This is a genomic window from Rhizobium sp. AB2/73 (genome assembly GCF_020871915.1).
GTDB lineage: Bacteria > Pseudomonadota > Alphaproteobacteria > Rhizobiales > Rhizobiaceae > Rhizobium > Rhizobium dioscoreae.
Genome location: NZ_CP067075.1, coordinates 59,016 through 78,136 on the forward strand (window position 1 = coordinate 59,016; position 19,121 = coordinate 78,136).

General features: G+C 59.7%; 20 protein-coding genes. 15 read left to right on the plus strand and 5 right to left on the minus strand.

The annotated features are described in order from the left end of the window. The first annotated feature begins 59 nt into the window (after positions 1 to 59). Positions 60 to 1,856 carry an ATP-binding protein gene (locus I8E17_RS34245; RefSeq protein WP_162750919.1) on the plus strand — a complete coding sequence of 599 codons (1,797 nt, stop codon included), beginning with the start codon at positions 60 to 62 and terminating at the stop codon, positions 1,854 to 1,856. A 535-nt stretch (positions 1,857 to 2,391) separates the two neighbouring features. Here the strand turns inward: I8E17_RS34245 and I8E17_RS34250 are convergent. After that, on the minus strand, positions 2,392 to 2,868 hold the full coding sequence (locus tag I8E17_RS34250) for a helix-turn-helix transcriptional regulator (protein ID WP_229002337.1): 477 nt from the start codon (positions 2,866 to 2,868) through the stop codon (positions 2,392 to 2,394). A gap of 633 nt (positions 2,869 to 3,501) precedes the next feature. On the opposite strand from I8E17_RS34250, the gene I8E17_RS34255 reads away from it, so the two are divergent. Then, positions 3,502 to 3,765, plus strand: a complete 264-nt coding sequence (locus I8E17_RS34255; protein WP_113366866.1) for a helix-turn-helix transcriptional regulator — start codon at positions 3,502 to 3,504, stop codon at positions 3,763 to 3,765. 19 nt (positions 3,766 to 3,784) lie between these two features. Here I8E17_RS34255 and I8E17_RS34260 read toward each other — a convergent pair whose 3' ends face one another. Genes I8E17_RS34260 through I8E17_RS34275 form a run of 4 tightly spaced genes read right to left on the minus strand, consistent with a single transcriptional unit; the run spans position 3,785 to position 6,191 of the window. Further along, positions 3,785 to 4,330, minus strand: coding sequence for a hypothetical protein (locus I8E17_RS34260; RefSeq protein WP_113366865.1), 546 nt, complete (start codon positions 4,328 to 4,330; stop codon positions 3,785 to 3,787). A 25-nt stretch (positions 4,331 to 4,355) separates the two neighbouring features. Next, positions 4,356 to 5,036 (minus strand): thermonuclease family protein, encoded by a 681-nt coding sequence (locus I8E17_RS34265; protein ID WP_113366864.1) that lies wholly within the window; start codon positions 5,034 to 5,036, stop codon positions 4,356 to 4,358. A 1-nt stretch (position 5,037) separates the two neighbouring features. Next, the gene (locus tag I8E17_RS34270) at positions 5,038 to 5,568 is read right to left on the minus strand and encodes a thermonuclease family protein (protein ID WP_113366863.1); all 531 of its coding nucleotides are present in this window, start codon (positions 5,566 to 5,568) and stop codon (positions 5,038 to 5,040) included. After that, positions 5,565 to 6,191: a hypothetical protein gene (locus I8E17_RS34275; protein ID WP_229002338.1), complete on the minus strand. Its 627-nt coding sequence runs from the start codon at positions 6,189 to 6,191 to the stop codon at positions 5,565 to 5,567. Before I8E17_RS34275 ends, I8E17_RS34270 begins: the two co-directional genes overlap by 4 nt. A gap of 203 nt (positions 6,192 to 6,394) precedes the next feature. On the opposite strand from I8E17_RS34275, the gene I8E17_RS34280 reads away from it, so the two are divergent. From I8E17_RS34280 to I8E17_RS34340, 13 genes are read left to right on the plus strand one after another with little or no spacing between them, the layout of a single operon-like run. After that, the gene (locus I8E17_RS34280; RefSeq protein ID WP_229002339.1) at positions 6,395 to 7,210 is read left to right on the plus strand and encodes a lytic transglycosylase domain-containing protein; all 816 of its coding nucleotides are present in this window, start codon (positions 6,395 to 6,397) and stop codon (positions 7,208 to 7,210) included. Positions 7,211 to 7,229: 19 nt separating this feature from the next. Further along, positions 7,230 to 7,574 carry a TrbC/VirB2 family protein gene (locus I8E17_RS34285; protein ID WP_113366898.1) on the plus strand — a complete coding sequence of 115 codons (345 nt, stop codon included), beginning with the start codon at positions 7,230 to 7,232 and terminating at the stop codon, positions 7,572 to 7,574. Then, a complete protein-coding gene (locus I8E17_RS34290; RefSeq protein ID WP_113366861.1) occupies positions 7,571 to 7,870 on the plus strand; it encodes a VirB3 family type IV secretion system protein in 300 nt (99 codons plus the stop codon). The genes I8E17_RS34285 and I8E17_RS34290 overlap by 4 nt, the downstream gene beginning before the upstream one ends. 2 nt (positions 7,871 to 7,872) lie before the next feature. Then, on the plus strand, positions 7,873 to 10,287 hold the full coding sequence (locus I8E17_RS34295; RefSeq protein WP_113366897.1) for a VirB4 family type IV secretion/conjugal transfer ATPase: 2,415 nt from the start codon (positions 7,873 to 7,875) through the stop codon (positions 10,285 to 10,287). Then, positions 10,284 to 11,363 (plus strand): lytic transglycosylase domain-containing protein, encoded by a 1,080-nt coding sequence (locus I8E17_RS34300; RefSeq protein ID WP_113366860.1) that lies wholly within the window; start codon positions 10,284 to 10,286, stop codon positions 11,361 to 11,363. Before I8E17_RS34295 ends, I8E17_RS34300 begins: the two co-directional genes overlap by 4 nt. Positions 11,364 to 11,375: 12 nt before the next feature. Then, entirely contained in the window at positions 11,376 to 12,077 is a 702-nt protein-coding gene (locus I8E17_RS34305) for a type IV secretion system protein (RefSeq protein WP_113380130.1), read from the plus strand. A gap of 2 nt (positions 12,078 to 12,079) precedes the next feature. Further along, positions 12,080 to 12,295 carry a hypothetical protein gene (locus I8E17_RS34310; RefSeq protein WP_113366858.1) on the plus strand — a complete coding sequence of 72 codons (216 nt, stop codon included), beginning with the start codon at positions 12,080 to 12,082 and terminating at the stop codon, positions 12,293 to 12,295. Position 12,296: 1 nt separating this feature from the next. Next, positions 12,297 to 13,322: a type IV secretion system protein gene (locus I8E17_RS34315; protein WP_113366857.1), complete on the plus strand. Its 1,026-nt coding sequence runs from the start codon at positions 12,297 to 12,299 to the stop codon at positions 13,320 to 13,322. 28 nt (positions 13,323 to 13,350) lie between these two features. Beyond that, positions 13,351 to 14,043: a type IV secretion system protein gene (locus I8E17_RS34320; RefSeq protein ID WP_113366856.1), complete on the plus strand. Its 693-nt coding sequence runs from the start codon at positions 13,351 to 13,353 to the stop codon at positions 14,041 to 14,043. After that, positions 14,040 to 14,849 carry a TrbG/VirB9 family P-type conjugative transfer protein gene (locus I8E17_RS34325; RefSeq protein ID WP_113366855.1) on the plus strand — a complete coding sequence of 270 codons (810 nt, stop codon included), beginning with the start codon at positions 14,040 to 14,042 and terminating at the stop codon, positions 14,847 to 14,849. The genes I8E17_RS34320 and I8E17_RS34325 overlap by 4 nt, the downstream gene beginning before the upstream one ends. After that, entirely contained in the window at positions 14,846 to 16,093 is a 1,248-nt protein-coding gene (gene virB10, locus I8E17_RS34330) for a type IV secretion system protein VirB10 (protein WP_113366854.1), read from the plus strand. Before I8E17_RS34325 ends, virB10 begins: the two co-directional genes overlap by 4 nt. Next, on the plus strand, positions 16,053 to 17,081 hold the full coding sequence (gene virB11 / locus I8E17_RS34335; protein WP_113366853.1) for a P-type DNA transfer ATPase VirB11: 1,029 nt from the start codon (positions 16,053 to 16,055) through the stop codon (positions 17,079 to 17,081). Before virB10 ends, virB11 begins: the two co-directional genes overlap by 41 nt. After that, positions 17,078 to 19,111, plus strand: coding sequence for a type IV secretory system conjugative DNA transfer family protein (locus I8E17_RS34340; protein WP_113366852.1), 2,034 nt, complete (start codon positions 17,078 to 17,080; stop codon positions 19,109 to 19,111). The genes virB11 and I8E17_RS34340 overlap by 4 nt, the downstream gene beginning before the upstream one ends. Positions 19,112 to 19,121 lie beyond the last annotated feature (10 nt).

Consider the following 19,121-nt stretch of genomic DNA (forward strand, 5'->3'; position numbering starts at 1 on the left):
CGGTGCTGGAAGTTTCGAATTGTGCATCCAGCCACCGTTTTACTCGGAGAAGTCGTCGCGTGGATTTTGACCAACTGCCGGTGCTGGTTTGGACGGTGACGCAGGGCGGATGCACGTTCGTGAACGGTTACTGGCAATCCGTAACCGGATTGGATTACGAGCAGTCGGCGGCTCTAGGTTGGCTACGCGCCTTCCACATGGATGACCGTGAGAAGCTGTCGTCAATGATTGTCGGAGAGACGGCGAGCCTTGCATTGAGAGTCGCCACCTCAAAGGATCGCTTCGAATGGGTTCAAGTAAAGGCTCTCGGCGCGGGCTCGGGTGAAGTTGTTTTCGTAGGCGTGGAAGCCGGTCCGGTGTCCCAAGTGGATGTTCCGGCGGCACTGCAACCGGAAGAACTCCGCGACCTTCTTGAGGAGGTTCCAGCCATGATCTGGAGCACCAAACCCGACGGCCACATGGATTACGCCAACAGTCGCCTGTTGTCCTACTACGGGCTGTCTTGGGACCAAGCCAAGGGTTGGGGTTGGCATGTCGGGGTCCACCCGGAAGATTGGCCAGGGCTGGAAGCGAAGTGGAGAGCGGTGCTGGCGGACAATGTACCCGGTGTGAACGAGATGAGGATAGGAGACCCCCAGCGTGGCTATCGGTGGGTCACCACCTATGGAAGCCCGACATTCGACCGGAGCGGAAACGTATCTCGTTGGTATGGCGTGATCGTGGACACCGAAGACCGCCGGAATATAGAAGAGGCTCTAAAGCTGAACGAGTCTTCTTTGGCACAGGGGCAGGCGCTGACAAGCACCGGGAGCATTGGCTTCAATCCTAATTGGACGCAAACGTACTGGTCCAAAGAGACCTTCAATCTTCTCGGTATCAATGAAGGCACTGAACCCTCGAAAACTGCATTCTTAAAAAAGGTACACCCGGAAGATATCCAGCAAGTCAAGGAGACGCTGGCCTCCGCAACGCAAGGCGTCGCGGAGATTGCTTTCCACTTCAGGATTTTGCTCCGAGGGGAACACGTCCGCAGTTTCAAGTTCCTCGCGAAACGCTCGAACGGCTTTGCCAACCCATTTTACATATCGGTCATCCAAGACATTACGGCTGAGCTGCAAGTGGCCGAGAAGCTTCGGCAATTGGAAAGCGATCTTGCAAATGTGTCGAGGACAGCGATGATGGCCGAAGTTGCAGCATCCATTGCCCACGAAGTCAACCAACCTTTGGCGGCGATCATTGCCACGGGCGGCGCTAGCATACGCTGGTTGGATCGGGCTCAGCCGAATATTCCCAACGCGCGTAATAACCTAGTCGCGATCGTTGAACAGGCCCGCAAGGCGAACGAAGTGGTGACGCGGGTTAGATCACTCTTCCGCAAAGACAGCCGTTCCGCTGAGAGCGTACACGTCGCGGATATGGTCCGAGAGGTCGTGCCGTTGGTGGAGCATTTGATAAAACGAGAGAGAGTATCTGTCCAAACGAGTATCTCGGACGACGTTCCGGCCATCGTCGGAGACAAGGTCCAGATACAACAGGTTTTGTTGAACCTTCTTCTGAATGCAATTCAGGCCATGGAAAATTCCGCGGTGAAGAAGCTTGATGTCTCGATCGAGGCTGCGGGCGCGGGGGCCGTCGAGGTGAAGATCAGCGACACGGGGCCAGGATTGCCCGAAGGGCATTCTGGCCGAATATTTGATGCCTTCTTTACCACCAAAGACACGGGCCTTGGGCTGGGTCTATCGATTTCACGGACGATCGCCGAGCATCATGGCGGAGAAATAACCGCCGAGAACAAGGCTAGTGGCGGCGCGACATTCCGCCTTTTCCTTCCTGTCTTGAGGACGTCGGCGTCATGACAATCGCGATTCGCAGCTCCATCACTTCTTCGCTCGCAGATATTTACTACGCTTGGCTCCTCCTCCTAGCGCCGATATCCAGACTTGAAAGCAGCCTCGTCGAAAGCCCATGGCATCGATCTGGTGGCGCGATCGCGCGGTCCGCAAAGTTGTGCTGCGGCCTGCCACAATTTGCCAAACCTTTCGTATTCGAGCCCCACCCTATGGAATAAAACCTCCCAGCGTTGGCCGTTTTTTGGCGTTACGGCAGAAAAAAGTTCCATAAGATAGATTATGTGACACAATTTTAAGTTTAGATCGTCGAGATGCCGTCCTAAAATAGGGGCAAGTCATTTCTCGCAGCAATTCGTTGTTTTAAATGCATAATTCTTACAGAATTCACGGAAACGTGAATCTGGAATTTAGGCAAAGAAAAGATTTTTCTTTCAAAAGTTGCCTTGACCAATTAAACCTCAAGTAGGTACTTTACCTAGCGGGAAGTTCGCGCGTGAAAGGCAGGCGCGGTCTTGCAGCCTCACGCCTTCATGTCGGGGTGTCACTTCCTTACGTGATCCGCCGGATGAAGCGCCATGAACGCTTCGGCAATCTCCAACAGTAACTTCACTTTTTCGGAAGGGAGTTCTTCGATGTATTTCATCAGTTTATGGCGGGTCTGCGCTTCGTCCTCCGATCCCCCCCACAGATGCGGAGCAGCGGCGAAGATCACGTCCAGCGGCGAAAATTTAAGAAGCTCACTCAAATGGACCAGGCGGGTCACATGCATCTTTGCTTCGCCACGCTCGTAGCGGCCATAAACCTGTGGGGTTAGACCAAGAAGAGGAACAAGTTCGGGCCGGGTGAGATCGCGTTCCTCGCGGGCAAGGCGTAGCGCCTCGCCGATCTTCTTGTCCATCTCCCCAAATTCGGCGATGCCGTCAAACGCAGGCTGCCGACAAATCGGGTTTTCAATTTCGGAATCGCGTACCTCGATCAGGCCCGCGGTCTTGATATAGCTTTCTGTCTTCGAGGTCATTTCCATCGCTCTGAGCGCTTCATTCTGAAACGCATATCACGTTTAGCGCAGCTCAAAGCAAACCTTTCTCTCGAATTTCAGAAAACATTGCAGAGCACGCGCGCAGGACTTGATCGTTACCGGTCGCACTGCCACCGCGACGCGAAATGAGTTCTGGCAGGGCAGGTATATTGTGATCGAACAACATGGTCAAAAGACAGATCGCTTTGAGGCACTTCTTGCAGAACTCCTCGCGATCGGAAAAGACGCCAGAGCACAGAGGTTTCTGCAGACCCCACAGTCAGACGAATCTCTCGCTGCTCTCCGATCGAAGGCAGGCCTTGTCGTCGATGGACTTATCGAGTGCTGCAGAGAGATGGAGCGCGACGATGATCGGCGCCGGTTTTTTGCAATGGCGTTAATTGTAGCCGCTGGAGGAAGCGATCTACTCGGCCTGCATCTACCGGACGCGTTGGACAAGATCTTACCCAAGTGACGTCTTTCAGTACCTTCTTCTCACATCCAGTGGCTTGAGATTTCCGCAGACAGTCTCCCGCCATCGCGATTGGCATCTATGGACACAATAGCAGGATCGGGCAATTTTGTATAGAATAGCCAGTTATTTAATTTAATACGCAATGCTCATGTCAGCGAATGACGGTACGTGATTTGCTGGCCTGGAACGTGCGCAAGCTTCGTGTCCTGCGAGACCTCTCGCAGGAGCGTCTTGCTTTCGAAGCGGGACTTGAACGGGTATCGATCTCACAAATCGAACGGAAGCAGGTCAATCTCGGCATCGACTCTGCCGAGCGCATTGCGCTGGTGCTCGATGTTCCCGTCCATGCTCTGTTTCTTGAGCCCGGCGCAGGAGAAGAGCCTCCGGTGACGCTCAAACGCGGCCGGCGCCCCTTGTCCTGATGCCGTTGTGGAAATTCACCTACTTTTGCAGGTCGAAGAAATAGCGGCTCGTGGTTTTCGTCGTATCGTCCCGGATATCGAAATAATATGGCTTATCCCGCAACGGACGCGCCATAAATTCCGTATAGGTGCAGGAGGAATGCTCGCCTGAATAAACGCGCGTGACCCCATCCGCCGGTTGGGGACTAGCTCCGAGGTGATTCAACCGCCCTTGACCACATGCGTTTACGACGCGGCTGCAGCGCGACAAATCGGATCCACCGCCCCTGTCGCCATCGTTTTCGGCCTGGGCCGGATTCCATCCGGAAGGGCAGTCGGCATATCGCTCATAGCCCGGCTTACCGGAGCCGCCTTCCGGACATGTCGGCCAGGAGAAGCCGGGCCGCTTCATGGCGCTGATCAGCTTGTTCATCGGTGGCGAGCACGTCGCAATCGAATGCCAGGAGGGATTATCGGACGCTGCGCAGAGAAGCACCTCGCAGCCCCACTCGCTGGCAAGAGCCTGTCTCTGCGCCCAGGGCGCCAGGGTCATCGATGCTGCAGCGAAAATCAAAATCCACCTCATGGACACTCCTCCTCGGCTTGGCGGTTCAGCGATCCCTTCTGGCCGGCGCTCGCCGCGCGTCGGCAAATGGCGGCGTGAATTCCACTTTTCTTTCTTTGAGCAGATTGATGTCCGCCGCCGGCCGACGGTCGAGCGTGCGGTCGACAGCCTTGGCCCGCCACTCGTTCATATCGAGGACATAGGTTCCCCAGATGCCGTAGCGCGCCGACACGGCGTAACGCTGGGCATTCGCATAGGTCGGGTCGACGAACGTACCTGAAGAGAGCCGTGCCCAGCCGACGCGCAGCATTTCGAAAGCGAGATCCCGACTGCCGGACCGACATGTCCCGACAGGCATGCCATTGGTGCCAGAACCGCGGACGTCACAGGTGACCGATCTTGAACCGACCGTGCGCTTCAGCCAGGCCTTCGCCAGCGCACCACAAGGCACCGGAGCCAGAGCAGCTGTGCTCGCATCCCCGACCCTCTTCGGATCGAAGGCCCATTGCGGCAATTCGCAGCCATCGATGCCGGCGAGGCGCACCGATTGCCCATGTGTGGGGAACCAGAGCGTCGTCCCATCGATCGGCGTCGCTCGCCCCTTTACCACGACATGCTGCTCCGGTACGGGCGCTCCGTCGGCGAAGTGTCTGCCGACAGGGTCCGCGGCGCCCGCCGGAGCAGGTATCGAAAGGATCATAGCGGCAAGAGCGGTCAGACGCCTCATCCTATCGGCCCTCCCGTTGGCGGGCCACCCTGCTCAGTAGCAGGGAGGGATGCTGGACGTCAGGAAACTGCCAGAGACCTGCTTTCCGCGCCCTCGCCTGCTGCTCGGCAACCGCGTAAGGCGCGTGAACCGGCAGCCCCTTCGCATCGAGCGCAGCGAAGGCGTAACCTTCGGTGATAAGCGCCGTCGCAAGATCCAGGCGCTCGCTTCCCACCGTGCCATAACACAGCACGAACCGCGTATCGCCTTCGATCGCCACCGGGGCGCATTGCGGCCGGATATCCTTGATGAACGCCGCAAGCACGGCGATCGAGGCCTCGCCACAATCCTGCCGCCCACCGGAACGGTCGGTGAAGTATGTCCCGCGCAAACAGGACTGGACGCCATAGAGGCGATAGTGCTCGCCATGATCGATCCAGCTGTCGCCCGTTTCGAGCGTGACGCCGGCATCAAGGGGCAAGTAGTCGGCCGCTTGCGCAGAGACGACAATGGCGCAGATCGCCAGGGGAGCAAGCGGCGGAGCGCACTTCATTTGGCCTGCTCCTGGACACGGGGATCAGCCCACATGCCAAAGCCCCCACGCCCGATCTTTTCGGCGTCGGCGAGATCGCCCCGAAGCGGGCTGCCATCCGGCTTACGCGCCAGCCTCAACGCTCCGATCGAAACGAGTTGCTCCTCGATATTGTCTACCGTGTCGAGCGCGCCTGGAAAATTGTAGTAGCCGAAGCAGGTGACATCCTGCTTCGCAGCCCTTTCCTCCGTCAGAAAGGCCCGGCAGAAGATCACCCTGGCGGCCTTCAGCTTGATCGCAAGCTGCTCCCGGCCATAGTCCTCGCAGGTTCCTGCGAACCCTTCGCTGCGATTGACCATCTCTCCCTGGCAGGGTTCGAGGCCATAGAGGTGCAACGACACCTTGTCATCGACCCTGACGTCGGTCGGTGAGATCGCCTTGAATCCTTCAGCCGAAGAATAGCCCTTCCGGGAAACCGCTTTCCTATCCCCGTCATAATATTCGACGACCAGGACGGTCTTTCCGGGCGCCGCAAGCGAACGGACGTAGTCCTGATTGACAGAACCCGCCGCCTGCACCTGGCCAGCAAGAAGCAGCGCCGACAAGAACGCGCCCGTCACACTTCGAAAGCAAGACATATCCATATTTAGTATCTCATCGTTTGACAGAGTGATGCAGATTCCCTCTTTTCGACTCGATTTCTTTGATGTACGAGTTACCTTAAATAGTAACGTCATGCAATCACAAATCCACGCTTTCGGCCTCTCAGGACATGGCCTGAAGCATAGGAATCGAGGCGGATCGCCAGATGCATTGCTTGCTCAGAATCGCGCTTCCGGCGACATTGATGGTCGCCCTCTCCGGCCATCAAGCGGCTGCGGATGACACAATTCAATATGATTATAAACGATTTTTTGGCGATACTCAGGCAAACCTCAGCACGACATCAAATCTCTCGGACTTGGGTTCCGCTAATCCTTCCCTTTCCTTTGACCTTGACCCCAATGGCGCCGTGGTGCCGGTTGTCGTGCCTGGCATATCGAATAAAAAGAGTAATATCTTAAACGGCAGAAGCGACAAAGAGACCGGAGAGACTTTACCGGATTTGTCGTCACGGAGAGATATCAATATTGGATATGTCTCCGCAACAAAGTGCCCGACGTCGCCGCTTGCGCCGGATCAGATTGCCCACCTGACCCAGACGGCGGCCCAACGCTATGGCGTGGCGCCGGAATTCGCGGCGGCCGTGGTATGGGCGGAGAGCCGCTTCGACCGGGTGCGCAACAGCCCGAAGGGTGCGCGCGGACCAATGCAGTTGATGCCGGACACAGCGCGCGAGCTCGGGGTGGCGGATGCCTGCGATCCCGAAGCCAACATAGACGGCGGCGTGCGCTACCTGCGCGCCCTGCTGGATGAATTCCAGAACCCCCTTCTGGCGGCGGCCGCCTATAACGCCGGACCACAAGCGGTCCGCGATCACGAGGGTATCCCGCCGTACAGCGAAACGATCGGCTACCTGGCAGAGATCCTGAACTTCCAGCTCGGTCTGCGCTCGCCAGGCAAATACCCGACTTCAAACAAATCCGATCACCAGCCGAAAGACAACGGCGTCATCGGCGGGGTGTCCGCCGGACGCTTCGTCGCCGGAGTCATGAAATTCTGACATGCGAGAGGACAAGGACATGAGGAAACTGTTTCGTTTATCCCGCCTTCACCGCCGCCGCCTGTTGGCTGTCGGGCTTACCATTGCGATTGCGCAACTGGCATTCGCCGACGCCGCCCATGCCCAGTCCGTCGGCCAAGCATTTACGCCTGTTCAAGCTATTTTTCAGGCTGTCGTCGACTTCGTCAACGGCCCCTTCGGCCGACTTTGCGGCATCATTGCCGTTATGTCCCTCGGTTTCCTCGCCTGGATGGGCCGCCTGAGCTGGATCATCGCCGGCAGTGCCGCGCTCGGTATCGGCTTCGTATTCGGAGCACCCGGGATGGTCGATGCATTGATCGCTCTCGTGGGGTCGGGAACATGATCGGCGAGGCTTCGGAGAAGCCGGTTCTCACGCCGCTGGTGATCGGGCTGACGCGGTCGCCGACGCTCTGGGGCGTGCCCTATCTTGCCGGTGTCATCATCGTCGGCGCCACCATCATCGCCTGGCTCGCCAGCAATTCCATCTGGGCGTTTCTGACCGCGCCCGCCACCTACATGACGCTGTTTACCCTCTGCGCCTGGGATGCACGGATCCTCGAAGTCCTGCAGGTCGCAACCCGGATGACGCCCCGAACCCGGAACAAGACGTTCTGGGGTGCGAACTCCTACGGACCATGACGATGTTGAAAGCGATCCGCGACGAGCTCGGCTTTGGTTCGATCGGTCATCGCGAGCGGCCGATGTCGACGCATATTCCCTATATCAGGCACGTCGCAGATACTGTCATCCGACTGGAGAGCGGCGCCCTGATGCTGGTGCTGAAGCTCGACGGCCTCTTTTTCCAGACGGAGGACCAGGCGGAGCTCAACATGCGCTCGGTCGTTCAGAACACGATGATCCGGGCGCTCGGCTCGAGTCGCTTTTCGCTATGGTCAACCGTAATTCGCCGGCAGGTGGATGCCGTCATGGACGGAGCGTTCGAGGACCGCTTTTGCACAGTCCTCGACCAACGCTACATGGCGGCGCTCGGCCAGAAACGGATGTTTACCAACGAGATCTATCTGACCGTACTGCGCTCCGGCCTGCGCGGTGCGCTCGCCGCCGGCGACAACGTTCGCCGTTTCCTGAACCGGGCCGCCGGACGGGAGGCCGAGGAGGAACAACTTCGCGAGGCGATCAGCGAGCTCGAGGAACTCGCAGGCAGCATCGTGCGCGATCTCAGCAAATATGGTGCCCGGACCCTCGGTATCGCCTATCGCGACGATGCTCCCTATTCCGAGCCCTGCGCGTTCCTCAATACGATCCTCACCTGCGGCGTGCCGCGATACATGCGCTTGCCGCGCATGGGCATCGCCAATTACGTCGGAACATCACGGCTGCATTTTTCCAGGCGGACCTTGCAGGCGCAGGGTGCCGTGCCCGAGGACAACCGCTTCGGCGCCATGCTGTCGATCAAGGAGTACCCGCCCTTCACCGGCCCGGGCATGCTGGACGGGCTGCTGCAGGTCAATCACGAATTCATCCTGACGCAATCCTTCACGATCGCCGACAAGCCGATTGCCCAGGAACGCATCACCCGGCTGAGGCGACAGATCGGCGCATCGGACGAGGCGGGAAGCGATGTCGAAAACGACATCGATTTCGCGCTGAACAGCCTGCTCAACCAGGAGGCAGTGTTCGGCTACCATCACCTGTCACTGCTCTGCCTCTCCCGCGATGTCGACGGCGTCAACAAGGCCGTATCGGACCTTGGCGCATGCCTGACCGACATGAACATCAACTGGCTGCGCGAAGATCTCAACATGGAGGCATGTTTCTGGGCACAGCTTCCCGGCAACCATGCCTATATCGCGCGCAAGGCGATGCTCTCCAGCTCCAATTTCTCCGGCCTTTCCTCGATGCACAATTTCGCATCCGGGCAGCGGGAGGGCACCCATTGGGGGACGCCGATCACCATCCTCGAAACGACCAGCCAGACCCCCTATTGGTTCAACTTTCATCAGCGCGACATCGGCCATTTCCTGGTCACCGGCCCAACCGGATCTGGCAAGACCGTGGCGCTGACCTTCCTGCTCGCGCAGGCCTTCCGCGTGCGGCCGAGGCCGCGCGCCGTCTTCATCGACAAGGATCGCGGTGGCGAAATCTTCATCCGGGCGATGAACGGCGCCTATGAGGTGCTGACACCGGGCACGCCGACCGGCTTCAGTCCGCTGCAGCTCGAAAACACCGGCGAGAACCGTGAATTTCTGCTGCGCCTCCTCAAGGCAATGTTGCGCAAGGGCGATGGCAGCGTCTTTGTCCAGGAAGAGGAGGACACGCTCGAACGCGCGCTTGTCCGATTGATGCAGGAGCCGGTTGCCGAGCGAAACCTCGCCAACCTCGCTGGTCTGCTCACCGGCCGGTCGCGCGCCGATCCGAACGATCTTCATTCCCGGCTGCGGCCCTGGATCGAGGGCGAGAAGGCCTGGCTCTTCAACGCACCCCACGATGTCCTGTCCTTCTCCGGTCGCTCAGCATTCGGCTTCGACATGACCAGCATCCTCGACAATGACGAGGTGCGCACGCCGGCGCTGATGTACATTTTCCACCGGCTCGACGAGCTCTTCGACGGCACGCCGGTGATGATCTTCATGGACGAAGGCTGGCGCCTGCTGCGCGATCCGGTCTTCAGCGATTTCATCGTCGACAAGATGAAGACGATCCGCAAGCAGAACGGCATCGTCGGCTTCGGCACGCAGTCGGCCGCCGACATCGTCCGCTCGCCAGCCGCACACACTCTCATCGAGCAGTCGGCGACCAACATCCATTTCCCCAATCCGCGGGCCGACGAGGAAAGCTATATCCAGCGCTTCGGCCTGACGGCGAAGGAATTCAACTTCGTCCGCAACACGCCGCCGGAAAAACGCACCTTCCTCGTCAAGCACGGCAATGACAGCGTGATTGCCCGCCTCGATCTCGGCTCCATGCCCGACCTGATCAAGGTTCTTTCCGGACGCAAGGAAACGATCGAGGAATGTGCCCGGCTTCGCGACGCCTTTGGCGATGACCCGTCTGCCTGGCTCTCGAAATTCTGCGGCTGGGAGGAGGATACATGAGGGCTGCCCTCCTGTCCGCAGCACTCCTGTCGGCCGTTTCGGCGTCGATCGCCTGGGCGGACGTGCCTGTCGTCGATGATACAAATCTAGGCGAACACAAGGATCGGGATACGGCCACCTCAGGCATCGAGGACACCGACCATAACCGCTACACAATCCACACATCGGTCACCTGCTCGATGTATCGTCCCGGCCGGCGCAACGATCCCGTCGGCGCGGCCGAGGCCAATCCGGAGATTTCCGGCCTTGTCCGGCGCGTCGCCCGCGAGGAAGGCATCGACGAAAACCAGTTTCTCGCCCTCGTCTATCAGGAAAGCCGCTTCAACCCCTGTGCCAAGTCCGCGGCCGGCGCCACTGGGCTCTCCCAGCTGATGCCGGGCACCGCCGCCCAGCTTGGCGTCGATGAAAACAACATCGAGCAGAACCTGCGCGGCGGCGCTCGTTATTACAAGCAGCAGCTCGAGCGCTATAACGGCAATGTCTCGCTTGCGCTTGCCGCCTACAATTCCGGTCCTGGAAACGTCAACAAATATGGCGGTATCCCGCCCTTCAAGGAAACACAAGGCTACGTCGCCTCGATCACGCAGCAATGGCTGCCGGCCTTCGGTGGCTCCGACAAGTCGGCGATACCCCTCAATTTCGGGGGCGGCGAAACCGCCTATACCGGCATGCGCTCGTCGACCTTGAACGCAATGGGCACGACGGCGGCGACGCAGGACAGCCTTGCCAATGTCGCGAGTTGGTACCAGCAGCTCGGTCAGCTGCAAACCGGCACCATCCAGGACAGCTGGGACCACAATTCGACCGCTCGCAACGCTAATCTGGAGATGATGAACAATGTCATCCGGCTCGGCACGGCGATGGCGGATCTCATCAATTCGCGCAACGCGGTTTCATCGGCCAATCTTTCCGGCTCCTCGCGCAGTTCGGTTCGCAAACACGACGACGACAAGCCCCGCGACGTCACCGAATTGTGCGATCCGCGCCAGAACCTCGTCTGGAGCGACGAAGAAAAGGCCTGCGTCGAGAAGCGCGAACTCGAAGACAAAGTGCAGCTGCAATTGCAAACGCAATGACAGGAGAAGAACATGAAAGCGACATTCCGGACTGGTATTGCCCTTCTCGTCCTGCCGGCCACAGCGCTGGCCGACGTCCCCGTCATCGATCGGACCAATTACGAGGTCGCCAAGAAAACCGCGGACACGACCAACCAGATCCTCGACACCAACAAGGATATCCTGACGACGGTGCAGGACACGCTGAAAGCCGTCACCGGCGATCGCGGCAGCATGGCCGGTCCCTTGAAGAACCTCGCGATCGGCAACGGCTTCAGCGTCTCGGCTATCCCCTCCTTCGACAGCATCCTGAAAGACGGGGTGCCGAACTTCGGCTCGATGGGCGGCGAGATCACCAAGGCGGCGACCGCCTTCATCAACGGGCTGCAACTGGTCAAATCACTTTCGGGACAGACGAACAGCAGCTTCTCCGGCGACAAATCCTATGAGCAACTGGTCAATACCGTGCTCGGCGTCTCCGCCCTTATCAACGGTTCGCAACAGGCGATCGAGACACGGCGCAGCGCCTTCGAGCAGGCGGGAAGTCAGATCGGCACCGCTGAGGACATCAAGGGCTCCATCGACCAGAACACGCAGTTGCAGGTCCAGTCGGGCCTGACGCTCAACGAGATGATCGGCGTGATGAACGGCGCGGTCACGTCCCTGCAAGCTGAGAACCAGCGGCGCCTCACCGATATTTCCAATTCCAAGAAGGCCCTGGCCTACGGAAACTGACGATGCAGCGCATCCCCCGATTGATCCTCGCGGCGGCCTTATCCCTGATGGTGTCGGGCTGCGGGACCGTGAAGGAAAAGACCGCACCCTGCAAACGGCCGGCCAACCTGACGTCGTTTGCCGAGGACCCCAGGCACGAATGCGGACCGATGCGCGCGGTCAACGATCCGGCGTCGGCATTCGCGGCGATCGGCATTCCCAAGGGAGCGTCGGAATAGGATGCAGGATTTCCTTGGCGACCTCCTCAACCGTATCGAAAATTCCGGCGCCAGCTTTTCGGAGAAGGCCTATACGATCGTCGGCAACGAGATCCTGCCGGTCCTTCGGCTGATGCTCGTTCTCTATATCGCCTGGTACGGGCTGCAGCTCGTCATGGGCACGGCTCGCATCGGCGTCGGCGAGATCGTGCTGCGCATCGTCCGCATGGTGATGATCCTCGTTCTCGTCAGCTCCTGGGGCAACTTCAACAATTTCGTCTATCGCTGGATCAACGACACACCGGAAGATGTCGGCCGGGCAATCCTCGCCGCCTCCGGAACCGGTATCACCGAACCGACGAACGGCATGTCGATGATCTGGCAGACGGCCAACCAGGCGGCTTCGGCCTTTGCCGAGCAATCCGGTTACTTCTCGATCCTTCCCAGCATGATCGGCCTGCTGATCATGGTCGGCGCCGGCGTGTTCATCGCCGTGGCGCTCGCCATCCTCATCCTCGCCAAGGTCATGCTCTGGGTGCTGATCGGTACCGCACCGATCTTCGTGTCCTGCTTTCTGTTCGAACGCAGCCGCGGCTACGGCGTCGGCTGGTTCAACCAGGTCCTGACCTATGCGCTGATCCCGCTGTTCATTTATGTGATCGCAGCCTTCCTGATTGCCGCCATGAACCCTGAGCTTTCGAAGATCGACGCCGCCAGCGGAACGCGAACGCTCACACTCGGCGACGTCGCCGGCTTCCTGCTGCTCTGCATCGCCGGCGGATTCGTCATGCTTTACATCCAGTCGATCGGTCAGGGCATCGCCGGCGGCATCGCATCGGGAGTCGGAAGTGCTGCGACGGGCATCGCCCATCGCCTCGGAATTCAATATCCGCTTGCCACGGCGCGCGGTGGTGTCGCGGCGGGCCGCGGTGCCTATCGCCTCGGGGGCAACCTGAGAAACCGGTTCCGCGGCGGTGGTGACGATGACGACTCCGGCGTCAAATCAGCCATGCAGAGCCGGATATCGCAGCAGGGCAATCCCACCTGAGCAATCACTTTCGAGAAGACGGAAGAATATGGCGGACAGCAAAGATCTTGATTTACGAAGCTATTATCAAAGCGGAGACATCTGGGAACAGGAGATCGTCAAAAGGGCGAAGCGATCTCGGGCGCTCGCCTGGTTTGTGACGATGATTTTCGGTGCGATCACGCTGCTCAGTCTGGTCGCTCTCGTCATGCTGGTGCCGCTGAAGAGCTTCGAGCCCTATCTCGTCGAGGTCGACAAGAACACCGGCTATATCGAGGTCAAGACCGGCCTGACCCGGCCCGTCACGCTGACCGAGCAGCAGGCCATCACCCAGGCCAATATCGTCCGCTATATCCGCGCCCGCGAGGGATATGATCCCTATGCTATCGAGCAGAATTTCGGGATCGCCGCCCTGCTGTCCACCGGCAATGCCGCGCGCGAGCTGCAGGATCTCTACAGCTCGACCAATCTGAATAACCCGACGAAAATCTACGGCCGCAACAAGCGCGTCATGACCGAGATCGCATCCGTCACCTTCCCCAACAGCTCCACCGGGATCGTTCGGTTTTCGACGACCGAAGTCTCCGATACCGACTCGATCGCCCGTCACTGGATCGCCGTCGTGCGATATCGCTACACCGACACCCCTGCGACGAATGAGTGGCGTTTCGAAAACCCTCTTGGCTTCCAAGTCTACGACTACAGGCGCGATCAGGAAACCGTCAACGGGAGTGGCCAGTGAACCGGGCGGCCGTCTTCCTCATCCTGTGCTTGATATCGCTGTCAGCCGCCCAGGCGGCCGAGACGCCGTCAGCTGGACGGCTGGACGCCCGTGTCACCAGCGTCGTCTACCAGCCGAACAATGTCGTGCGCGTCTTTGCGACCTACGGCATCTCGACAATGATCATCTTCGACGAGGACGAGAAATTCGAGACGATCGCCGTCGGCGACAGCGATAGCTGGGACGTGGTGCCGACGGACAAGGGCAATATCCTGTTCGTCAAGCCGAAGGCGAAGAACGCCGCCACCAACATGAACGTCGTGACCACCAAGCGTATCTACTATCTCGAACTCACGGACTTCGCACCGGAGGACAACAAAAAGGTCTTTGGTATCCGCTTCGTCTATCCAGACAAGGATCTCAACGCTTCGCTCCGCAAGGAGGCTGAGGCCCGCGCCGCCTTTCCGAACATCGCCGGCATCGACAAGGCCAACGTCAATATCGACTATTCCTTCTCCGGCGATCCAGGGCTGAAGCCGCTGATGATCTTCGATGACGGCAAGAAGACCTTTTTCAAATTCGGGCCGAAGGTGCCGGCGATCTTTGCCGTCAATGCCGACTTCACCGAGACGCTGCGCAATTTCCGCCGCGAGGGCGACTACATCGTCGTCGATGGCACGGCCACACAATACACGCTGCGCGACGGCAATCAGTGGACATGCATCTTCAATCTCCGCAAGCCCGACTTCGGAGCGCCCGATCCGGCTGTGATGGGTCCGGTCTTCGACGACAAGGCGAGCAAAAGAAGAAGGAGCGGCAACGGATGAATCGATCTCCCGAACTCGAAGCCATGCTGGAAGCGGACCAGAGCGAGGTCCGCGACCGGAGAGCGCGACGCAAGCAGCTGTTCGGCGGCGCGGTGTTTGTGCTCATCGGCACCGTGCTTGCCTATCTCTTTGTCTTTGCACCGAAGAAACCTCCACAGGACGCCCTCAGAGGCGACGAGGAGTTTTCCACCACCACATTCCGTCCACCGTCCTTTCTCCGCGACGATCAGAAGCCAGCGGAAAAGCCGGCCGATAACATCATCCAGCTGCCGGAGCCGCCGGAGGAAAAGAAGGAGGAACCCGCCGACACCACTGAGTTTGATGTCCCGGCCCCGCCGGTCACCGTCGAGACAGCGGACAAGCCGGCGGAGAAGCCCGTAGAGGAGTTTCCCAAGCGCTATCTTTCCAAGCAGATCATCGTGGATTCCACCAAGGCTGATAGCACGGACAACAGTCTGAACGGGGGAACTGCCGGCGATACGCCGACCGTTGCGGGAGAGGACCGCAACAGCAAGTTCCTGGCGACAGCATCGGCCATCGGCGATCGCTCGGCGAAAGCGCGCCAGATCGGCCGGCTGGATGCCATTATCCCGGAGGGCACGCTGATCCCCGGCATCCTGGAGACGGCCATCAATAGCGACCTGCCGGGTCAGATCCGCGCCATTACCTCACAGGACGTCTATTCCTTCGACGGTCAACGCGTGCTCATTCCGACCGGCACACGCCTGATCGGCGAATATCAGTCCGATGTGACCCGCGGCCAAAAACGCATCTTCGTGATCTGGACGCGCCTTCTCCGGGACGATGGCGTCTCGGTCCGGCTGAACAGCATTGGCACCGACAGTCTGGGCCGCTCCGGCCTGACGGGCATCGTCGACAACAAGTGGCGGGAGCGCTTTGGATCGGCAATCCTGCTGTCGATCGTCGGGGCGGGATCGTCTTACCTCACCGGCTACGGCAGTAACCAATATTCCAGCGACAGCAACAACGAATCCGATTCCGATCGCGCCGCCGAACTCGCCCGTGAGACGATCGCCCGGACGTTCTCCGACATGGCCAACCAGGCGCTCGGCGAAAACCTGCACATTCCACCGACGATCAGCGTCCATCAGGGCGAGCGCATTTTCGTCTATGTCCGCCAGGATCTCGACTTTTCCGCTATGTATCCGGACCCGGTCGAGGAAGCCTTGAAGGAGATCAAGCATGAGCGAGGCCTCGATCCGGATCGCCGCAGCCGGCAATGATCCGCACTATTTCCTGAAGCGGGCGCTCGCGCCGCTGGCACCATTCCTCGAGGACACGCACGTCGTGGAGATCTCCGTCAACCGCCCGGGCGAGGTCTTCATCGAGCGCATCGGCGCCGACCATATGCAGTTCCATGCGATCCCCGCTCTCACCTTGGCGGAGATCGAGCATATCGGTGAACGGGTCGCAGCCGCCAGCAACCAGTTCGTCAGCCGCAGCAATCCATTGCTGAGCGCGGCGCTTCCCTCCGGTGAGCGAATCCAGATCGTCCTGCCCCCGGCCGCCGCCGACGGCGGCGCAATTTCGATCAGGAAGCAAGTCGTGAGCGATTTCACGCTGGCGCAATATCGCGACAGCGGCGCCCTCGACAAGGTGGCGGTGACCGTGGGGGGCTTGAGCGTGACCGAGGAAAAGCTCATCGCCCTCCTCGATGCCGACCGCATCCACGATTTTATCGAGACGGCCGTGCGCGAGCGCGTGTCGATCCTGATCAGCGGCGGCACATCGACCGGCAAGACCACGTTTCTCAATGCCTGCCTGAAAAGCGTCGATGAACACGAGCGCATTCTGACGCTCGAGGACACGCGCGAGCTTTTTCCGCCACATCGCAACAGCGTGCATCTGCTCGCCTCCCGTGGTGATCAGGGCACCGCCCAGGTGACGATCCAGTCGTTGCTCGAGGCATCGTTGCGCATGCGGCCGGACCGCCTCTTCGTCGGCGAGATCCGCGGTAGCGAGGCCTTCGCCTTCCTGCGCGCCATCAACACCGGCCACCCCGGCAGCATGTCGACGGTGCATGCCGACACGCCGATGGGCGCCTATGAGCAGCTTGCCATGATGATGATGCAGACCGGCATGTCATCGGGATATTCGAAGCAGGATCTGATGTCCTATATCCGCATGGTCATCCCTGTCGTCATCCAGCTTCGGCGCGACGGCGGCCGGCGGGGCGTCTCCGAGATCTACTTCGCGCGGCGATCGCCATGAAGAAGTCCCACCAGGCCATCTATCTGGTGTTCTGCCTGCTCTTCGCCGTCGCCATCTGGATGCTCGGCTACAGCCTGATCCTGCAGCTTGTCTGGAAAGATGGGCGGATTCTCAAGCTGTTGACCACCACCAATCCGCTGGCGCCCTTTCAGCAGCTGATCGCCTATCCCAACAATCGGTCCCTCCAGCTCGCCGCAATCGGCGCTCTCGTTCCGGCGATCGGCATCGCCTCGATTGCTGCGGTCACTGGGCTGCGGCGGCCATCGAATCCGCTCGGGGACGCGGCATTTCAGGACATTGCGTCTCTGCGACGCGGTGGATGGTTTCGGAAGGAAGGACATATCCTCGGGCGCATCGGACGCAATATTCTGCGCCGGCAGGACGATCGGCATCATCTGATCATCGGCCCGACGCGCTCGGGCAAGGGCGTCGGTTATGTCATTCCCAATGCTTTGATGTTTTCGGGCTCGATGATCGTCACCGATCTGAAGGGCGAGATTTTCCAGCATACGGCCGGATACCGGAAGTCCCGGGGGCACCAGGTCTTTCTCTTCTCGCCGGGCGCGGCCAAGACCCACCGCTGGAATCCGCTGGATTTTGTGCGAAGCGATCGTGGCAGCCGCACGATCGACATCCAGAACATGGCAAGCATTCTCATTCCGGAAGCCGTCGGTTCCGAAAACGCCGTCTGGCAGGGCATCGCCCAGCAGGTGATCGCCGGCGTCATCAGCTATGTGCTGGAAAGCCCTTTCTACAAAAACCGTTGCAACCTCGGTGAGGTGAACAGCTTCTTCAATGCGGGCGTCGACCTGCAGATCCTGATGAAACTCATCAAGGAGAAGGAGCCCTATCTCTCGCGCTTCACGACAGAAAGCTTCAACGCCTATATCGCGCTGAACGAACGGGCTGCCCGCTCGGCACTCCTCGATATCCAGAAGGCGCTGGCGCCGCTTCGCAACGAGCGCGTCATCGCCGCGACCGCCGTGACGGACATGGATCTCGCCTCGCTGCAACGCCGGCCGGTCACCATCTACCTGGCGCCGAACATCACCGACATGACGATCCTGCGGCCGCTGCTAACGCTCTTCGTCCAGCAGGTCATGGATCTCCTCACCCGCGAACATAACCCCAATGCCCTGCCCGTCTATTTTCTGCTCGATGAGTTCCGGCAGCTGAAGAAGATGGACGAGGTCCTGAACAAGCTCCCCTATGTGGCCGGCTACAACATCAAGATGGCCTTCATCATCCAGGATCTGAAGAACATCGACGAAATCTACGGCGAGACCGCGCGGCACTCGCTGCTCGGCAATTGCGGCCTGCAGCTCATCCTCGGCGCCAACGATCAGGCAACCGCCGAATATGCTTCGCGCGCCCTTGGCAAACGCACCATCCGATATCAGTCGGAATCCCGCACGCTCGAGTTCATGGGCCTGCCACGACGGACAAAGGTCGAGCAGATCCGCGAGCGCGACCTGATGATGCCGCAGGAGGTGCGCCAGATGCCGGAGGACAGGATGATCCTACTGGTCGAGGGGCAGCGCCCGATCTTTGGCGGCAAGCTTCGATATCATGCCGTCCAGCCGTACAAGGCGGCGGCTGCCTATGCCGAGCAACAGCTGCCGGGCGTTCCGGATCTGGAGTTCGAAGCGACGTTGCCCGTCCCCGCGCTGGCGCGGGAATATGACCCTGCAGCTGATGGGCCGGTCGAGGAGCGCCCCGCAGAGAAGAGCACTCCCCAGGCAGGCCAAACTTCGGCTGTTCCAAAGCGCGTCGCCCGCAGCGTAAGGAAAACCTCCGATAAAGCCCGCTCGGATCGAACGAAGACAACCTCAAGCGCCGGAGCGGAAACCGCAATCGGCGATCTGGTCGCCAAGGCAGAAGAGCGGATCCTGCCGACTGCGACCAGACTCAAATCGGCCGTCGAAGCATCCCTGGCACAGGCTTCGGAGATTGCGCCCCGGCAACGCAAGAGCATTCAGGACATCCTTGCCCAAACTGTGCCGGATCCTATGGAGATCGGCTTGGAATAGTGGAGCTGCG

Excerpts from the sequence above, each read along its gene's own strand:
- I8E17_RS34250 (WP_229002337.1), bottom strand. The coding sequence starts at position 2,868 with ATGACCTCGAAGACAGAAAGCTATATCAAGACCGCGGGCCTGATCGAG.
- I8E17_RS34255 (WP_113366866.1), top strand. The coding sequence starts at position 3,502 with ATGACGGTACGTGATTTGCTGGCCTGGAACGTGCGCAAGCTTCGTGTC.
- I8E17_RS34260 (WP_113366865.1), bottom strand. The coding sequence starts at position 4,330 with ATGAGGTGGATTTTGATTTTCGCTGCAGCATCGATGACCCTGGCGCCC.
- I8E17_RS34265 (WP_113366864.1), bottom strand. The coding sequence starts at position 5,036 with ATGAGGCGTCTGACCGCTCTTGCCGCTATGATCCTTTCGATACCTGCT.
- I8E17_RS34270 (WP_113366863.1), bottom strand. The coding sequence starts at position 5,568 with ATGAAGTGCGCTCCGCCGCTTGCTCCCCTGGCGATCTGCGCCATTGTC.
- I8E17_RS34275 (WP_229002338.1), bottom strand. The coding sequence starts at position 6,191 with ATGGATATGTCTTGCTTTCGAAGTGTGACGGGCGCGTTCTTGTCGGCG.
- I8E17_RS34280 (WP_229002339.1), top strand. The coding sequence starts at position 6,395 with ATGGTCGCCCTCTCCGGCCATCAAGCGGCTGCGGATGACACAATTCAA.
- I8E17_RS34285 (WP_113366898.1), top strand. The coding sequence starts at position 7,230 with ATGAGGAAACTGTTTCGTTTATCCCGCCTTCACCGCCGCCGCCTGTTG.
- I8E17_RS34290 (WP_113366861.1), top strand. The coding sequence starts at position 7,571 with ATGATCGGCGAGGCTTCGGAGAAGCCGGTTCTCACGCCGCTGGTGATC.
- I8E17_RS34295 (WP_113366897.1), top strand. The coding sequence starts at position 7,873 with ATGTTGAAAGCGATCCGCGACGAGCTCGGCTTTGGTTCGATCGGTCAT.
- I8E17_RS34300 (WP_113366860.1), top strand. The coding sequence starts at position 10,284 with ATGAGGGCTGCCCTCCTGTCCGCAGCACTCCTGTCGGCCGTTTCGGCG.
- I8E17_RS34305 (WP_113380130.1), top strand. The coding sequence starts at position 11,376 with ATGAAAGCGACATTCCGGACTGGTATTGCCCTTCTCGTCCTGCCGGCC.
- I8E17_RS34310 (WP_113366858.1), top strand. The coding sequence starts at position 12,080 with ATGCAGCGCATCCCCCGATTGATCCTCGCGGCGGCCTTATCCCTGATG.
- I8E17_RS34315 (WP_113366857.1), top strand. The coding sequence starts at position 12,297 with ATGCAGGATTTCCTTGGCGACCTCCTCAACCGTATCGAAAATTCCGGC.
- I8E17_RS34320 (WP_113366856.1), top strand. The coding sequence starts at position 13,351 with ATGGCGGACAGCAAAGATCTTGATTTACGAAGCTATTATCAAAGCGGA.
- virB10 (WP_113366854.1), top strand. The coding sequence starts at position 14,846 with ATGAATCGATCTCCCGAACTCGAAGCCATGCTGGAAGCGGACCAGAGC.
- virB11 (WP_113366853.1), top strand. The coding sequence starts at position 16,053 with ATGAGCGAGGCCTCGATCCGGATCGCCGCAGCCGGCAATGATCCGCAC.
- I8E17_RS34340 (WP_113366852.1), top strand. The coding sequence starts at position 17,078 with ATGAAGAAGTCCCACCAGGCCATCTATCTGGTGTTCTGCCTGCTCTTC.